Genomic DNA, 14,611 nt, shown 5'->3' with positions numbered 1-14,611 from the left:
GAAAATGTTTGCGAGCGGGAAATGCATAAGGCATCGGCCAAATATGGCGTCCCGATAGGCATTCTTTATGCGGTGGGGCTGACTGAAACAGGGCGCAAGAATTCCCTGCAGCCTTATGCGATGAACATAGAGGGCAGGGCGGAATTCCTGCCCACGGCGGCGGCGGCGCTATCGCGCTTCGAGGTGGTCCGAAGCCAGGGCGCCAAGTTGATCGATCTCGGCTGTATGCAAATCAACCACTACTTTCACGGGAATAAATTTCCGTCAGTGGCACAAATGATTCAGCCTGGCGCCAATGTCGATTACGCCGCGCGCTTCCTCAAAGAGCTTCGCACGCGTGAAGGCAACTGGACGTTGGCCGTCGCGCGGTATCATGCCGGCCCCAACAACGACCCGGCGCAAAAAAAATATGTGTGCCGGGTGATGGAAAATATGGTGGCGACGGGCTTTGGAAACTGGACGGTCCAGGCGCGGCGCTTCTGTTTTGGTTGATTTGTTAACACATTGTTAACAACTGTTAAATTACGCGTTAGGTGTCATCATATGAAAGTTTGATGACAAGGAATGTTGCATTGCGGTAGAGCGGCTTTGTTCCCGTCGGTGCTCCTTAAAAATCTCCAGTAGTACTCACAATAAGCGAATCCCAATTAATAGGGGTTGCCTGCGAGTCATCGCGCCAGTTAGTTCTTCGTTCCACGGGGTAGCATACTGATTCGGAGGCGGGCCGATGATTGTGGTTGTGGACGAACGCAACCTGGTGACCAGTGGGTATTCCTCCTGGTTTGGGCGAGAAGGCATTTCAACGACTGGTTTCTCTCCGGCCGATTTCGGTGACTGGGTAGACAGCGTCGCCACGAGCGATATTCTGGCCGTCGAGGCCTTTCTGATCGGCGAATGCGCCAATCGGAATCACCTTCCCATCAAGATACGCGAACGCTCGCCGGCGCCGGTTATTGCGGTCAATGAGTCGCAATCGCTGGAGCATACGCTGGAGTTGTTCCAGTCCGGCGTCGATGATGTGGTGCGCAAGCCGGTTCATGTCCGCGAGATCATGGCGCGCATCAACGCCATTCGCCGCCGGGCCGGCGCGGATGCTGCCAAGGCAGAGACGGGAACGCAGGTCGGGCCGATCCGGGTCTTTTCCGACGGGCGCGATCCTGAGATCAACGGGGTGGAGTTCATCCTGCCGCGGCGCGAGCGGCGGATACTCGAATACCTCATCGCCAATCGCGGGCGCAGGCTGAACAAGACGCAGATATTCAGCGCGATCTACGGGATTTTCGATGCGGAAGTCGAGGAAAACGTGGTGGAGAGCCATATCAGCAAGCTGCGCAAGAAGCTCAGGGAGCGGCTTGGCTATGACCCCATCGATTCCAAGCGCTTCCTTGGCTACTGCATCGATATCGAGTAACCGGACCGGGCCGGGGTTCCCGGCTTCTCTCCCCGTGTAACCGCTTTTCCAAACATTCTGGGTGTCTCTCCAAGGATTCAGCTTCACGCAAGCGCCGTGAGCTAGCCTCGCCCCAAGGGATTCCAAGATCAGGAGCTTTCTATGAGCCTTTATGGGATGATGCGTACCGGCGTTTCGGGCATGAATGCCCAGGTGAACCGGCTGTCCGCGGTTGCCGATAACATCGCCAATTCCTCCACCGCCGGCTACAAGCGCGCCAACGCCCAGTTCTCCTCGCTGGTGCTGCCCAGCACGAACGGGCAGTACAATTCCGGCAGCGTCAAGACCGATGTGCGCTATGGGATTTCCCAGCAGGGCGGCATCCGCGATTCGGATTCCCCCACCGATCTTGCCATTGACGGCAATGGTTTTTTCGTCGTCAGCGACAAGAACGGAACGCCATATCTCACGCGTTCGGGTTCATTCGTGAAGGATCCCGAAGGTTATCTCTACAACACCGCCGGCTATTATCTGATGGGCTATCCGGTCGTGGATGGAAAGGTGAACAACGTCGCCAACGGCTTCCAGGGGCTGGAAAAGATCGACATCGCGCAGATGGATCTGGTCGCCGATCCGAGCCGGACGGGAAAATTCACCGTCAATCTGCCGACGGATGCCGCGATCGTTGCGGCTCCATCGGCGGGTGCCAATGGAAGCGCCAATTTCACCAACAAGACGTCGCTCCAGGCCTTCGACAATCTCGGCAACCCGATAAAGCTGGATGTTTATTTCAGCAAGAAGACGGAAGCCAATCTCACAGCCACTCCGCCCACACCAGCTACCTGGGAGGTCGCGGTGTACGACTCCTCCAAAGCGACCAATGGCGGATTTCCCTATAAGAACGCCGACGGCACCAATGCCGTTCCCCTTAGTAATTCGACCATGGCGTTCGATTCGACCACGGGCAAGCTGACTACGGGCAGCACCCCGGCGGACGGTATCCTGAAGATCGCTATTCCAGGCGGGCAGACCCTTGAACTCGATATGTCGGCTACGAAGTCGCTGGCTGGCAAATACACGATTTACGAGGCGAATATCGATGGGCGGGGACCCAGCACCATCAAGAGTGTGGATATCGGCGATGATGGCTCTGTCGTCGCCCTCTATGAGAACGGCAGCCAGCGCGAGATTTATCGTATTCCGCTCGGAAATGTGGCGAGCCCGGACAATATGAAGGTCCTGAGCGGGAATGTTTACACTCCCAGCGCGGAGTCCGGCGATATCCAGCTCGGATTTCCGCGAGAGGGTGGCATGGGCAGCATTTCCTCCGGCGCGCTTGAGGAGTCCAATGCCGATATCGCGGAGGAACTGACCGAAATGATCGAGGCGCAGCGCAGCTACACCGCCAATTCCAAGGCCTTTCAGACGGGCGCGGATTTGATGGATGTGCTGGTGAACCTCAAGAGATAGCGGATTTTGACGACAAGCCGGGCGGGTCCCGCCGGCTGTAAAATACTCCAATACTGGCGGGGATTGGAAAGAGAATGTCACTCAGTTCTGCATTGCTTACGGCCCAGAATTCCCTGGCGGCGGCGTCGAAGAAGACGGCGATCGTCTCGCGGAATATCGCGGGCGCGAGCGATCCGAATTATGTCAGGCGCACAGGCTCTCTCGTATCGGGGGCCCATGGCTCGCTTTATGTGAATGTCGGCCGCTCGGCGGATGAGGCGCTGCTGACGCGCTATATCGAGGCGAACAGCCAGAATGCATCGTCGAGCACGCTCGCTACGGGGCTCGACCGCCTGTCCGCGCTCTATTCGGCCAACAATTATGCCGGTTCGCCCGCGGCGCTTATCGGTGATTTGCGCGATGCGCTGCAGACCTACGCCACGCAGCCCAGCCAGGGCGCGACCGGCGACATGGCCGTCAACAAGGCCGTGGCCCTCGCCAATGCGCTCAATGAAGGAAGCTTGCAGGTCCAGAAGCTGCGCGCCGACGCGGATGCCGATATTGCCGCCTCGGTCGACGACATCAACGAGATGCTGGCGAAGTTCGAGGCCGTCAACAGCAAGATCGTCAACGGCACCCGGTCGGGCGAAGATGTGTCGGACTTTCTCGATGAGCGCGATGCGATCCTGAAGGATCTGTCGGGCGAAATCGGCATCACCACCATGACGCGCAGCGACAACGACATGGTTATCTTCGCCGAGAACGGCGTGACGCTTTTCGAAAAGACCGCGCGCGCCGTGAGCTTCGAGCCGACCACCGCATTTGCCGCCGGGGTAAAGGGCAACAATGTCTATGTGGATGGCGTGCCGCTCTCGCATGGCACGTTCGAGCAGCCCTTTGGGACGGGACGCCTCTCCGGGCTTCTGCAACTGCGCGACCAGGTGGCGCCGGATTATCAAAGCCAGCTCGACGAAATCGCCCGAGGCCTCGTCTCGATGTTTGCGGAGACCGACCAGACCGGCGCGGGCAATCCGACTATCACAGGGCTTTTCAGCTATCCCGGCTCGCCCGCCGTGCCGGCGGATGGGAAGCTTGTGCCCGGCCTCGCGGGGACGATCAGGGTTCCCTCAGCCTATATCCGCTCCGAAGGCGGCAGCGCCGAACGCTTGCGCGACGGAAGCGGGGGCGCCTATGACTATAACAAGAGCAATGGCGCGGCATTCTCGGACCGTCTGCAGCAATTGATCGGACAGGTCGGCGAGAAGCGCAATTTCGATACCGCCGCGGGGGCCGGCTCGAATCTGAGCATCATCGATTACAGCACCGGTTCGGCCAGCTGGCTCGAAGGCAAGCGGCAGGTCGCGGCGGAGAGCAAGGCCTATAATTCCACCGTCGCATCGCGCGCGGATCAGGCGCTCTCCAACGCCACGGGCGTCGATATCAATGAAGAAATGGCGCTGCTGCTCGAAATCGAACAGTCGTTCAGCGCGTCCAGCCGGATACTGTCAACCGTCGGCGCGATGCTCGACGATCTCCTCAATGCGGTGAGGTAATCATGAAAGCTCAGTCAGTCTCGACCTACGCCCTTAACAACAGCCTGCGTTCGGTCGTCTCCAAGGCGCAGACCGAATTGCTGAAGGCGCAGCAGGAAGCTTCCACCGGCATGGTTTTCGATGTGGGGCTGGCGCTTGGCGCGCGTTCCGGCCAGACCATTTCGCTGCGCAAGGAGCATGACCGGCTTTCCGCGCTCACCGACATGAACAAGCTGACCTCGCAACGCATGAAAACGTCGCAGACGGCGATTGGCGGCATCGTTGGCGAGACGCAGAAATATCTTGGCAATCTGACCGGCGCCAACGCCACCCCGGAGGGGAGGAACGCCATCGTCCAGAGCGCCAAGGCGGCATTGCAGACGACCACGGGCCTACTCAACAGCAGCTATGGCGGCGAATATATCTTTGCCGGCGTCAATACGGATGTGAAGCCGGTCGGCGATTACGATGCCGATGGAAGCGCCGCCAAAGCCGCCATCGGGCAGGCCTTCGAAGATCATTTCGGCTTTGCGATGAATGATCCCAAGGTCGCGGACATCTCCGGCGATGAAATGAAGGCGTTCCTCAATACGGCATTTGCCGATGAATTCAGCGAAGCCAACTGGACCGGCAACTGGTCGCAGGCCTCCAGCACCGTCATCAAAAGCCGCATCACGCCGACGGAGCTTGCCGAAACCTCCGTCAGCGCCAATGCGGAAGGGTTCCGCAAGGCGGCGATGAGCTTCACCATGGTGGCGGAACTTGGCGGTATCGGGCTGAACGACAGTGCTTTTTCGGCATTGATCGACAAGGCGCTCACCAGCACGACGGAAGCCATCGCCTCGGTTTCGCAGTCGCAATCCACGCTCGGGATCGCGCAGGACCGCACGGCGAACGCCAATACGCGCATTGCGGCCCAGCTCAACATCTTGAACAACTCGGTTCTCGACCTGGAAGCGGTCGACCCCTATGAGGCGGCGACGCGCGTGAGCGCGCTCACCTCGCAGATCGAGACTTCTTATGCGATGACCGCGCGGCTGATGGGAATGAGTCTTCTCAATTACTTGAAGTAGTTTTCTGTAATATTGATTCAAGCAACTGAAGTAATACTTGATCAATACTTAGAGTAAAGATCGAAGTAATTTAAAGTATTGATTCAGGTTTTCTTCTCGTAATGTTTTCGGAGACGACATGTACCAGATGGGTTATGCGGATGTGATGAGCGAAGATGCGGCGAGCGCCAAGGAGCGCGAGCGCCTGCTCTTCGACCGTTGCATCGACATGTTGAGCCAAGCCCGTGAAAAGGGCGCTTCTTCACCCGAAGGGATCGATGCCGGCTATTTCACGATGCGGCTCTGGACGATTCTGATGGAGGATCTAGGATCAGCGGAAAACGCGCTGCCGAAGGAGCTGAAGGCCGCCATCATTTCCATCGGCATCTTCATCTTGAAGGAATTGGAGCGGATCAGGCAGGGCCAATCCGACGATTACGATTCCGTCATCGATATCACCCGCACGATCAGGGACAGTCTTTAAATGTCGCAGGCGTCCAGAAACACCATTCGTCTTTCGCTTCGGGCAGGTGAGAAGATCTATATCAACGGCGCGGTGCTGCGCGCCGACCGCAAGGTTTCGCTCGAACTGCTGAACAACGCCACGTTTCTTCTGGAAAGCCATGTTCTGCAGCCCGAGCAGACGACGACGCCGCTGAGGCAGGTCTATTTCGCCGCCCAGACCATGCTGATCGATCCGGCTCTCGCTGTGCAGGCGCGCGAGATGTTCAAGACCATGCTGAGGGCGACGCTCAATACATTCGAGGATGCGGATATCCTGAAAGGGTTGAAGCTCGTTGATGAGCTCGTCCATCAGGATCGAATCTTCGAGGCGCTCAAGACCTTGCGCGGGCTTTACCCCGCAGAGGCGGCGATCATGGATGGTGGCAAGCGCGAACCTGAATTCAAAGCCCAGCCCGCGGAGGCAATGGCATGACGACCACACCCAGCGTCAACAACCAGACGACAAATACGCAGAACACGGCAAAGACTTCGAACGATGTGACGGCCGGGGCGGCGTCGGCGGATTACAATTCATTTCTGAAACTGCTCGTCGCGCAGATGAAGAATCAGGACCCGACGCAGCCGATGGATTCCACGCAATATGTATCGCAGCTGGCGACATTTTCGAATGTCGAGCAGGCGGTGCAGATGAACAGCAAGCTGGAAAAGCTTCTCGGCAATTCCCTGCTTTCGCAGGCGGACAGCCTGATCGGTCACACGGTGACGAGCGAGGACGGCAAGACCACGGGTCAAGTCAAATCCGTGCGCATCCTGCAGGATGGCGGCCTGGTGGCGAAGCTCGCCGACGGCAGCGAGATGGCGGTCACGGCGGGCGTGACGATAAGTTAGGGAGTAGGGCAGTAGGGCAGTAGGGCAGTAGGGCAGTATGTTTTATTCGCTCCGTCAAAGAGCATCTTTTTTAACATACTGCCTTACTGCCCTACTGCCTTATTGCCCTAAGAAACATGAACGAAGCCGATGCGCTCGATATCATCAATTCGGCGATCTGGACGGTGCTTGCCGCCAGCGGCCCTGCCGTGGTCGCGGCCATGCTCGCGGGCATCGGCATCGCGCTCTTCCAGGCGCTGACGCAGGTGCAGGAAGTCACGCTGACCTTCGTGCCGAAGATCGTGATGATCTTCGTGGTCCTCGCCTTCACCGCGCCGTTCGTCGGGGCGCAGATCAACGCGTTTACGTTGCTAGCCTATTCGCGCATCGAAAAGGGGTTTTAGGTTCGCGGTGCAATCCCTACGACACGATTGGAACGTAAATCCTGTTCTCCGTAAGCGACATGATGGCGGCGTTGCGTTCCAGCCAGTCCACGCCCAGAACGCCCTTGATATGAAGCGGCGGGAGGACGAAGCCCAGATCAAGATCAGCGAAACCGCGCGGAAGATAGGCCGATAGCGGCTCTTTTTCCGCCTTCATAGTCACGATGTCATGGGTAAAGCACGTGCGCGTTTCCCCAAGCTGGCTACCCATGGCGACGCAGTGTTTGGTATCGAAACCGAGGCCCAATGCATGCGCATATTTTGTATCGATGACACTTCCGGTGGCTCCGGTATCAATAGCGAAATTGGCCGGTTTCTTTCCGTTGATCGAGACGGTGATGTATCGATATGTTCCATATGATTTCAGGGCGATGGTCCGGTATCGGAGCGCGGTTCCTTTCATATAGGCGTTGATTGCGTCCCGAGGGATGCCGCCGTAAATCTCGCGCGAACCGAAATTGAACCATAGGCCCATTCTCTCGATCGAGCGCGCGCCGATATAATTGCCCCGCAATGGGTCGTTGCTGAAATAGATCGGAAAATCCGTAACAGGCGGGAGCCTGCCCAGATAGAATCGGGCAAGTGTCTTTTCCTGGCTGTTCAATCCCAGCTTTTCTTTCAATTCCGGGCCAATGTTGTTGTCGGGATCGCCTGAATCGAATTCGAGCGGGGTGGCCAGGCATTTCTTCTCACGCGGGCAGAGCACTGCATCCACATTCATTTCGCCGCTGGAATCGAGCGCGTAGGGAATGATGACGGCGCCACGATTGGCGAGATAGCCCGACAGGTCGTTCCTGTCAGAACTGTTCGCCGCATGGGCGGGTGGCAGGCACAAGCACATGCCGACCAGGAGGGCTGCTCCGTAAATTCTCATGGCTGATCTTTCCATCGCCGTTTTCTTGCCTAAGAGAATTCCAAATTGTGGCGTTTGTGCGCAAATCCCTCGCGCAAGGTTCGCAGCCTATTTTCTCCCCAACAGCATGGGAGAATATCGTGCAGCAGAGCGCGGCAAAATCATTCGGCGACAAGGGGTTTTTGACCGGCAGCGATGTCGGGCTCGCCGCCGGAATCGTCATTATCCTGACGGTTCTGTTCCTGCCCGTCCCGGCGCTGGTTCTCGATATCGGGCTTGCGTTCTCCATCGCTTTTTCCGTGCTGATCCTGATGGTATCGCTATGGATTCAGCGGCCGCTCGATTTTTCCGCATTTCCGACCGTGCTGCTGATCGCGACGATGATGCGCCTGTCGCTCAATATCGCGACGACGCGCGTGATCCTGACTCATGGCAATGAGGGCTACACGGCGGCGGGCCATGTCATTCACGGCTTCTCGCAATTCGTCATGGGCGGCGATTTCGTCATCGGTCTCGTGGTTTTCGCCATTCTCATCATCGTCAATTTCCTCGTCATCACCAAGGGCGCGACGCGCATCGCGGAGGTGGGCGCGCGCTTCACGCTCGACGCCATTCCCGGCAAGCAGATGGCGATCGATGCCGACCTTTCCTCCGGGCTGATCGACGAGAAGCAGGCGCAGCATCGCCGGCGCGAACTGGAAGAGGAAAGTTCCTTTTTCGGTTCCATGGACGGCGCGTCGAAATTCGTGCGCGGCGATGCCATCGCGGGTCTCATCATCACCGCTGTTAATATCTTCGGCGGCATCATCATTGGCGTCACTCGCCACGACATGGATATCGGGCAGGCGGCGGACGTCTTCACCAAGCTTTCGGTCGGCGACGGCATCGTGACGCAGATCCCGGCGCTGATCGTGTCGCTCGCGGCGGGTCTTCTGGTCTCGAAGGGCGGTACGCGCGGCTCGACCGACCAAGCAGTGTTCGGCCAGCTTGGCGCCTATCCGAAGGCGCTGTTCATCGCGGCGTTCCTGCTTTTCGTGCTGGGCGTGCTGCCGGGGCTTCCGGCGTTTCCGTTCTTCGTGTTGGGTGCCGGCATGGCGTTTACCGGCTTCGCCATTCCGCGCCGTCTCGCCAAGCGCCGTGCGGCGGACGAGGCGGACGTGGCGCAAAAGCAGCGACAGGCGGAGGCGGAAGAGCGTAATTCGGTCAAGGCTTCGCTGGAGACGGCGCAGATCGAACTCTGCCTCGGCAAGCAGCTTTCGACGCGGCTTCTCATGCAACAGGAAGAACTGGCGCACCGCGTCAACAAGATGCGCAAGAAATTCGCGCTCGAATACGGTTTCGTCATCCCTGAAATCAAGGTGACGGACGAGATCGGCCTGTCGCCCAAGGTCTATCGCATCAAGATTCACGGCACGGCGGTGGCTGCGAATGAGTTACGGGTGGGGGAGACGCTGGTGGTGCTAGGCGAGCGCTCGCCGCCCGCCGTACCGGGCGAGGAAATGCGCGAGCCTGCCTTCGGGATGCGCGCCTATTCCGTGCCGGAAACCTTCGCGGCGGAATTGAAGCGCGACGGCTACATGACTGTCGATAATCTCTCGGTGCTGCTTACGCATCTGAGCGAGATCATCCGCAACAATCTGGCGCAGCTACTGTCGTACAAGGATATGCGCATCCTGCTCGAAAGGCTTGGGCCGGAATACCGCAAGCTGCTCGACGATATCTGCCCGGCGCATCTTTCCTATTCCGGACTTCAGGCGGTGCTCAAGCTTTTGCTGGCGGAGCGGGTTTCGATCCGCAATCTGCATCTCATTCTTGAGGCGATTGCCGAGATCGCGCCGCATGTCCGGCGTTCCGAACTCATCGTCGAGCATGTGCGGATGCGCATGGCGCAGCAGATCTGCGGTGATCTCCAGGAAAACGGCGTGCTCAATGTGCTGCGGCTCGGCAACCGCTGGGACATGGTTTTCCACCAGAGCCTCAAGCGTGATGCCAAGGGCGAGGTGATCGAGTTCGATATCGATCCGCGCCTGCTGGAGCAATTCGGCACGGAGGCGAGTACGGCGATCCGCAAGCACATGGATGGCGGCGAGCGCTTCGTGCTGGTCGCCTCGCCGGAAGCGCGGCCCTATATCCGCATGATCATCGAGCGCCTGTTCGCCACGCTTTCCGTGCTGTCACATGTGGAGATTGCGCGTGGGGTTGAGGTGAAGGCGCTCGGGACGATTTCGTAGGGTGGGTGTGTCGTGATGGCAACGCCGGCGCTGGATACCCCCCTCTGCCTTGCCAGACATCTCCCCCTCAAGGGGGGAGATCGGCCGACAGGGCTCTCCTCGCTCATCCTGCGACGCTTGAGGTTGGTGCCGAACGTTCATGAAGGCGTAATCTCCCCCCTTGAGGGGGAGATGCCCGGCAGGGCAGAGGGGGGTGTCTGCCCGCAAGCGCTTCCATGAACTTAGCTTTACCTCTCCTCTCCCTCCCATTCAACGAAATGCTCCCCGCCGCCTTCCTGGTTTTCGCCAGGGTAGGGGCCTGCCTGATGACCATGCCGGGCATATCGAGCCCGCGCGTGCCCTTGAGCGTCCGGCTTTTTCTGGCACTTGCCCTGTCGCTGGCGGTGGTGCCGCTGCTTGAACCGCGCATGGCGGCGGCGGTGGGGAATGCGGAGCCGTGGACGCTCTTGCGGCTGATCGTGACGGAGAGCATGGTCGGCGGGTTGATCGGCATTCTGGCGCAGATCTATTTCTGGGCATTGCAGTTCATGGCGAGCGTTATCGCCGCGGCGATCGGTTATTCCGGCGCGCCGGGGGGCGCGGTCGAGCAGACGGAGCCGCAGGCGATCATTGGCAGCATCATCACATTCTCGGCGCTGTTCCTGTTTTTCGTCACGGATCTGCATCTGGAAGTGTTGCGCGCGCTGTTGGCCTCGTATTCCGTCATTCCCATCGATAGCGGTCTCAAGCCCAGTGCGGCGCTGGTGGATATAACAGACGCTTTCTCCAGCGCCTTCACGGGCACCTTGCGCATCGCCGCGCCGTTCATCGTGTTCGCGGTTCTGGTCAATATCGCCATCGGCCTCATCAACAAGCTGACCCCCACGATCCCCGTCTACTTCATCTCCATGCCGTTCGTGCTCGCCGGGGGGCTGGCCCTCACCTACTTCCTGCTGCCCGAACTTTTGGCCTTTTTCCTTTCGGAAATCGGCCAGTTTTTGCGCAGCTTTTGAGGGGTGGGGATCATGGACCGCAAGAGCCTTGGAAAAATGATTGCAGTGCAATCACTGATGAAGGCGCGGCTGGAGATGGCGATATCGGGCCTTGCAAACGCATTGGCGGGCATCGAGGCGGAGAACGGCGAACTCCTGGCAATGCTGGATCGCCGCTACGAGGGACAAGCGGCGTTCGTGGATCCGGCGGCTATCCTCACGCGCATCAACGCCAACATGCGCCGCAAGGAGCTGCTGGAGCAGGAGTTGGCGAACCAGCGGCAGGCGCTTCTCCAGACTTCGCGCCGCACGGAACTGCTCGAAGGGCGGATGGTCGATCTCGGCCAAGCGATGGAACGCAAAATGCAGGCGGAGGTCATTGAGGAATTTGGTGCCTCCCGCCCATCGTCATCCTCGGGCTTGTCCCGAGGATCTGCCGACCTCTGCGTCAATCCGCCAGGTCGTAGATCCTCGGGACAAGCCCGAGGATGACGTAGAGCTAGACACAAGCCTGCCGTAAGTTTGAAGGTTTAGGGTGTGAAGAAATACAAAAAAGGATGCGAACCGACATGGCGATAAGTCCGCCGTCAGACCTGGTGCTCGATGTGGCGAATGCGGCCGATCCTGATAAATACCGGGCTTCCGTTGAGCGGCTGCGCACACTCGCCGCTTCGCGGATGGTGGCGGGGCAACCGGCGGGGCAGGCGTTCGCGGTGGACTCCGCTTCTTATGTCCTGCCCACGCCGAAAGGCGCCGAGCCCAATTCCCCTTACACGAAGTTCGAAGCGTTCATGCTGCAATCCTTCGTCCAGTCGATGTTCCCCGATGAGGCGAATGCGGTCTTCGGGAAGGGCATCGCCGGGGAATATTGGAAATCGATGATGGCGGAAGCGATCGCCTCGAAAATGGCGGATGCGGGCGGGATCGGTATTGCCCGGATGCTGGAAGCGCAAGGCAAGCAATCAGCCGATGCCGGGAGCCAGGTCTTGCTTCACCAGGCCGAGCGGCAGCTCATACAGCAACAATTGAATAACAAAACGAATTCTGGCGCGGATACGAAGGAACCGTCTGATGGCACCCAATCCTGAGAACATGCTTGCCCTACCGGTACTCACGGTTACGGCTACCGAGGAAACGGACGCGGTGCTACGGCCAGTCGTGATTGCCATCGAGCGTCTGGAAACCGTTGTCGAGACGGAGACGCGGATGCTGCTTGAAGGCGAACATCCCGATCTTGTCGAAATCAACGCCCGCAAGAGCAGGGGGCTTTACGATTTCACCCGGGCGATGAACAAGGCATCCGCGCGGGCGGAAGCTTCTGCCATGAAAGCCCTACAGCCGCTGCTCGACCGGCTGAGGCAGAAGCTGGAGCGCAATTGCGAGGCGCTGCAATTGCACTTACGCGCCGTGGGCGAACTCTCCGATATCATCCGTACGGCAATCGAGACGCAGGAAGCGGACGGCACCTACACCCTGCAAAACGCAAGGGCCGGTCAAGCCCTATGATCCGCATCGTGCTGATCGGATTGTGGATTTGCGCCGTCGCGCTGGGCACACTTTTCTTCACGGTCAAGAGCCATATGCCCGCTTCGGGGGATGCAGGCGAAAAGGCCAGTTATCTTGGCGGGATTGACTACGCCACGACCGATGTTTTCAGCGTGCCGATCATGACCGATGGGTCGGTCGCGGGCTATATCATCGCGCAGCTTATCTACACCGTCGACATCAAGATGAAGGCGCGGATTACGGTTCCGCTGGAATATTTCGTCAAGGATGAGATATTCCGGCAGTTCTATGGGAGCTATTCCGACACGAAGCAGGTGGAGAAGGTCGATTTCGAGAGGGTCCGGAAATCGGCGATCGACGGTATCAACCGGCATTTCCCCGAACCGGTGGTTCGCGACCTCCTGGTCGAGCAGTTTACCTTTATGCCGTCGTCTGAAATTCGCGAGATGAACATGAAGTCGATAGGGAAGAGACTAAGCGAACATTAGAGCGGTATGCCGCTCTAATTCTTTCGTTTAGCGCATGATCTTATCCGAAAAGTCTACAACTTTTCGGGACCATGCTCAGAGCGAATAATATTTGGCCGCCAGTTCCGCCAGGCGCGTTTCGCTGAGCGGCGGAGTGGCCGGATCGTCGCGGAAACTGACGCCGAGGTCCAGGCCGTCACGCCAGACGATTTGCGCAAGGAGCGCGTGGGTATAACGGTCGTCGAAAAGCCAGAAGCGTTCGGGCACCCTAAGCGAGTTGGCAACGCGGATCCGGGCGCCGCTACCGGTGATATCGTACAACTGGCATTCGATCAGGAACCGGCCTTCGATATCCACAAGCTTGCCCGAGCGTAGCCTTGTACGGCGACGCTCGGAATGGCGTTTTTCTGAGTTAGAGCGTTTCACGTCGTACTGCGTCATCACACCCCCCTCTGCCCTGCCGGGCATCTCCCCCTCAAGGGAGGAGATTGGCTGACATGGCCCGCAACCATTATCTCCCTAGATATGCGATTGGTTCCGCTGTTGATGAAGGCATAATCTCCCCCCTTGAGGGGGAGATGCCCGGCAGGGCAGAGGGGGGTGAGAGCAAGCGATTCCATTAAAACAAGATACTCTGAGGAAGCGCTCTTCCATCGCGGCAATGCCGCTTGGTTACGCCACCTGCACCATCGATCCCGTCCATTTCAGCCTCGCCGCGGATTCCTCATTCACTTCCCATGCCACGCAAAGGATTTCCGAACCGTTAGGCTCGATGCGGGAACCGAGAATTTCTGAAGGCACCCGGAGCGAGCGGGACAATTCGAACACGGTGCGCTCGCAGACGGCGATGTGGCGGGTGACGCCTTGCTGGATGCCATATTCAAGCGCGCCGAGCGAGAGTTCGATCGATACGCGGTTCATGCCATTGGCAAATTTCAGATGCGAGGCATCCGGTGAAACGCAGAAACGGGTCGTCTCCCATACACGCGGCGACATGATGCTGGTGCGGTCCGGGACCAGATCGGAGAACACTTCCCAGGTCAGCGTCGGCCCCGTCGTTACCATCTGGCGAAGTCCGCCAAGCAGTTTCCCTTCGGCGTTAGTCGAGAGGATATAGAGACAATCCATCGTGTCGTAGACGTCTTTTTCCATATCTTCCGTAACGTTCACGCTCCAGCCGAGCCTATCGTGAAAGACCGTTTTGCGCAGACGGAAATAATCGTCAAGCATCGAACGGTATTGGGGCCTTTGATGGGGGTGGACATAATGCAGCATGATTGCTCCTCGTTCGCCATAAGCTTGATTGAGGCGAAATCGACGAGTCTGCTCAGTGAAACCCGGCAGGAAATCAGTCCATCCGCCCGGGGCGGATAGTTGCAACGCAT

At 58.6% G+C, this 14,611-nt stretch carries 18 protein-coding genes; 15 read left to right on the top strand and 3 right to left on the bottom strand.

The features are described from left to right. Nucleotides 1-21 precede the first annotated feature (21 nt). The 9 genes from C7477_RS10545 (at nt 22) to fliQ (ending at nt 7,159) form a co-directional block, all read left to right on the top strand. Nucleotides 22-492, top strand: coding sequence for a transglycosylase SLT domain-containing protein (locus C7477_RS10545; RefSeq protein WP_245411805.1), 471 nt, complete (start codon nt 22-24; stop codon nt 490-492). Nucleotides 493-727: 235 nt separating this feature from the next. Next, nucleotides 728-1,411 carry a flagellar transcriptional regulator FtcR gene (gene ftcR / locus C7477_RS10540; RefSeq protein WP_110751862.1) on the top strand — a complete coding sequence of 228 codons (684 nt, stop codon included), beginning with the start codon at nt 728-730 and terminating at the stop codon, nt 1,409-1,411. A gap of 141 nt (nt 1,412-1,552) precedes the next feature. Next, entirely contained in the window at nt 1,553-2,860 is a 1,308-nt protein-coding gene (locus C7477_RS10535) for a flagellar hook protein FlgE (RefSeq protein WP_110751860.1), read from the top strand. Nucleotides 2,861-2,934: 74 nt separating this feature from the next. Next, entirely contained in the window at nt 2,935-4,392 is a 1,458-nt protein-coding gene (gene flgK, locus C7477_RS10530) for a flagellar hook-associated protein FlgK (protein ID WP_110751858.1), read from the top strand. Nucleotides 4,393-4,394: 2 nt separating this feature from the next. Then, complete coding sequence (locus C7477_RS10525; RefSeq protein WP_110751856.1) at nt 4,395-5,444, top strand: flagellar hook-associated family protein; 1,050 nt, start codon at nt 4,395-4,397, stop codon at nt 5,442-5,444. Nucleotides 5,445-5,562: 118 nt separating this feature from the next. Next, nucleotides 5,563-5,907 (top strand): flagellar biosynthesis regulator FlaF, encoded by a 345-nt coding sequence (gene flaF / locus C7477_RS10520; RefSeq protein ID WP_110751854.1) that lies wholly within the window; start codon nt 5,563-5,565, stop codon nt 5,905-5,907. Continuing rightward, nucleotides 5,908-6,360 carry a flagellar biosynthesis repressor FlbT gene (flbT, locus tag C7477_RS10515; RefSeq protein WP_110751852.1) on the top strand — a complete coding sequence of 151 codons (453 nt, stop codon included), beginning with the start codon at nt 5,908-5,910 and terminating at the stop codon, nt 6,358-6,360. Continuing rightward, the gene (gene flgD, locus C7477_RS10510; protein ID WP_110751850.1) at nt 6,357-6,776 is read left to right on the top strand and encodes a flagellar hook assembly protein FlgD; all 420 of its coding nucleotides are present in this window, start codon (nt 6,357-6,359) and stop codon (nt 6,774-6,776) included. Before flbT ends, flgD begins: the two co-directional genes overlap by 4 nt. Before the next feature lie 116 nt (nt 6,777-6,892). Continuing rightward, complete coding sequence (fliQ, locus tag C7477_RS10505) at nt 6,893-7,159, top strand: flagellar biosynthesis protein FliQ (RefSeq protein ID WP_110751848.1); 267 nt, start codon at nt 6,893-6,895, stop codon at nt 7,157-7,159. Nucleotides 7,160-7,175: 16 nt separating this feature from the next. On the opposite strand, the gene C7477_RS10500 is transcribed toward fliQ, so the two are convergent. Beyond that, complete coding sequence (locus C7477_RS10500; protein WP_181418393.1) at nt 7,176-8,072, bottom strand: retropepsin-like aspartic protease; 897 nt, start codon at nt 8,070-8,072, stop codon at nt 7,176-7,178. A 119-nt stretch (nt 8,073-8,191) separates the two neighbouring features. Here C7477_RS10500 and flhA point away from each other — a divergent pair, with 119 nt between their 5' ends. The 6 genes from flhA to C7477_RS10465 all read left to right on the top strand — a co-directional run bounded on the left by flhA (nt 8,192) and on the right by C7477_RS10465 (nt 13,247). Then, on the top strand, nt 8,192-10,282 hold the full coding sequence (gene flhA / locus C7477_RS10495; RefSeq protein WP_110752017.1) for a flagellar biosynthesis protein FlhA: 2,091 nt from the start codon (nt 8,192-8,194) through the stop codon (nt 10,280-10,282). A 215-nt stretch (nt 10,283-10,497) separates the two neighbouring features. Next, nucleotides 10,498-11,274: a flagellar biosynthetic protein FliR gene (gene fliR / locus C7477_RS10485; RefSeq protein ID WP_110751842.1), complete on the top strand. Its 777-nt coding sequence runs from the start codon at nt 10,498-10,500 to the stop codon at nt 11,272-11,274. Nucleotides 11,275-11,286: 12 nt separating this feature from the next. Further along, nucleotides 11,287-11,745 (top strand): hypothetical protein, encoded by a 459-nt coding sequence (locus tag C7477_RS10480; RefSeq protein ID WP_110751840.1) that lies wholly within the window; start codon nt 11,287-11,289, stop codon nt 11,743-11,745. A 77-nt stretch (nt 11,746-11,822) separates the two neighbouring features. Beyond that, on the top strand, nt 11,823-12,341 hold the full coding sequence (locus C7477_RS10475) for a rod-binding protein (RefSeq protein WP_110751838.1): 519 nt from the start codon (nt 11,823-11,825) through the stop codon (nt 12,339-12,341). 4 nt (nt 12,342-12,345) lie between these two features. After that, the gene (locus tag C7477_RS10470) at nt 12,346-12,759 is read left to right on the top strand and encodes a flagellar protein FlgN (protein ID WP_342633275.1); all 414 of its coding nucleotides are present in this window, start codon (nt 12,346-12,348) and stop codon (nt 12,757-12,759) included. Beyond that, nucleotides 12,756-13,247: a hypothetical protein gene (locus C7477_RS10465; protein ID WP_110751835.1), complete on the top strand. Its 492-nt coding sequence runs from the start codon at nt 12,756-12,758 to the stop codon at nt 13,245-13,247. Before C7477_RS10470 ends, C7477_RS10465 begins: the two co-directional genes overlap by 4 nt. 75 nt (nt 13,248-13,322) lie before the next feature. On the opposite strand, the gene C7477_RS10460 is transcribed toward C7477_RS10465, so the two are convergent. Together C7477_RS10460 and C7477_RS10450 are read right to left on the bottom strand one after the other, a co-directional pair. Next, nucleotides 13,323-13,667, bottom strand: a complete 345-nt coding sequence (locus tag C7477_RS10460) for a PilZ domain-containing protein (RefSeq protein WP_110752015.1) — start codon at nt 13,665-13,667, stop codon at nt 13,323-13,325. Between the two features lie 231 nt (nt 13,668-13,898). Then, complete coding sequence (locus tag C7477_RS10450; protein WP_110751833.1) at nt 13,899-14,501, bottom strand: acyl-homoserine-lactone synthase; 603 nt, start codon at nt 14,499-14,501, stop codon at nt 13,899-13,901. Between the last annotated feature and the right edge of the window lie 110 nt (nt 14,502-14,611).

Origin of the sequence: Paramesorhizobium leguminum (assembly GCF_003217235.1) — a bacterium.
GTDB classification, from domain to species: Bacteria; Pseudomonadota; Alphaproteobacteria; order Rhizobiales; family Rhizobiaceae; genus Paramesorhizobium; species Paramesorhizobium leguminum.
Note: the sequence above shows the minus strand (reverse complement) of the source record. Positions and strands in the feature narration are given on the sequence as shown.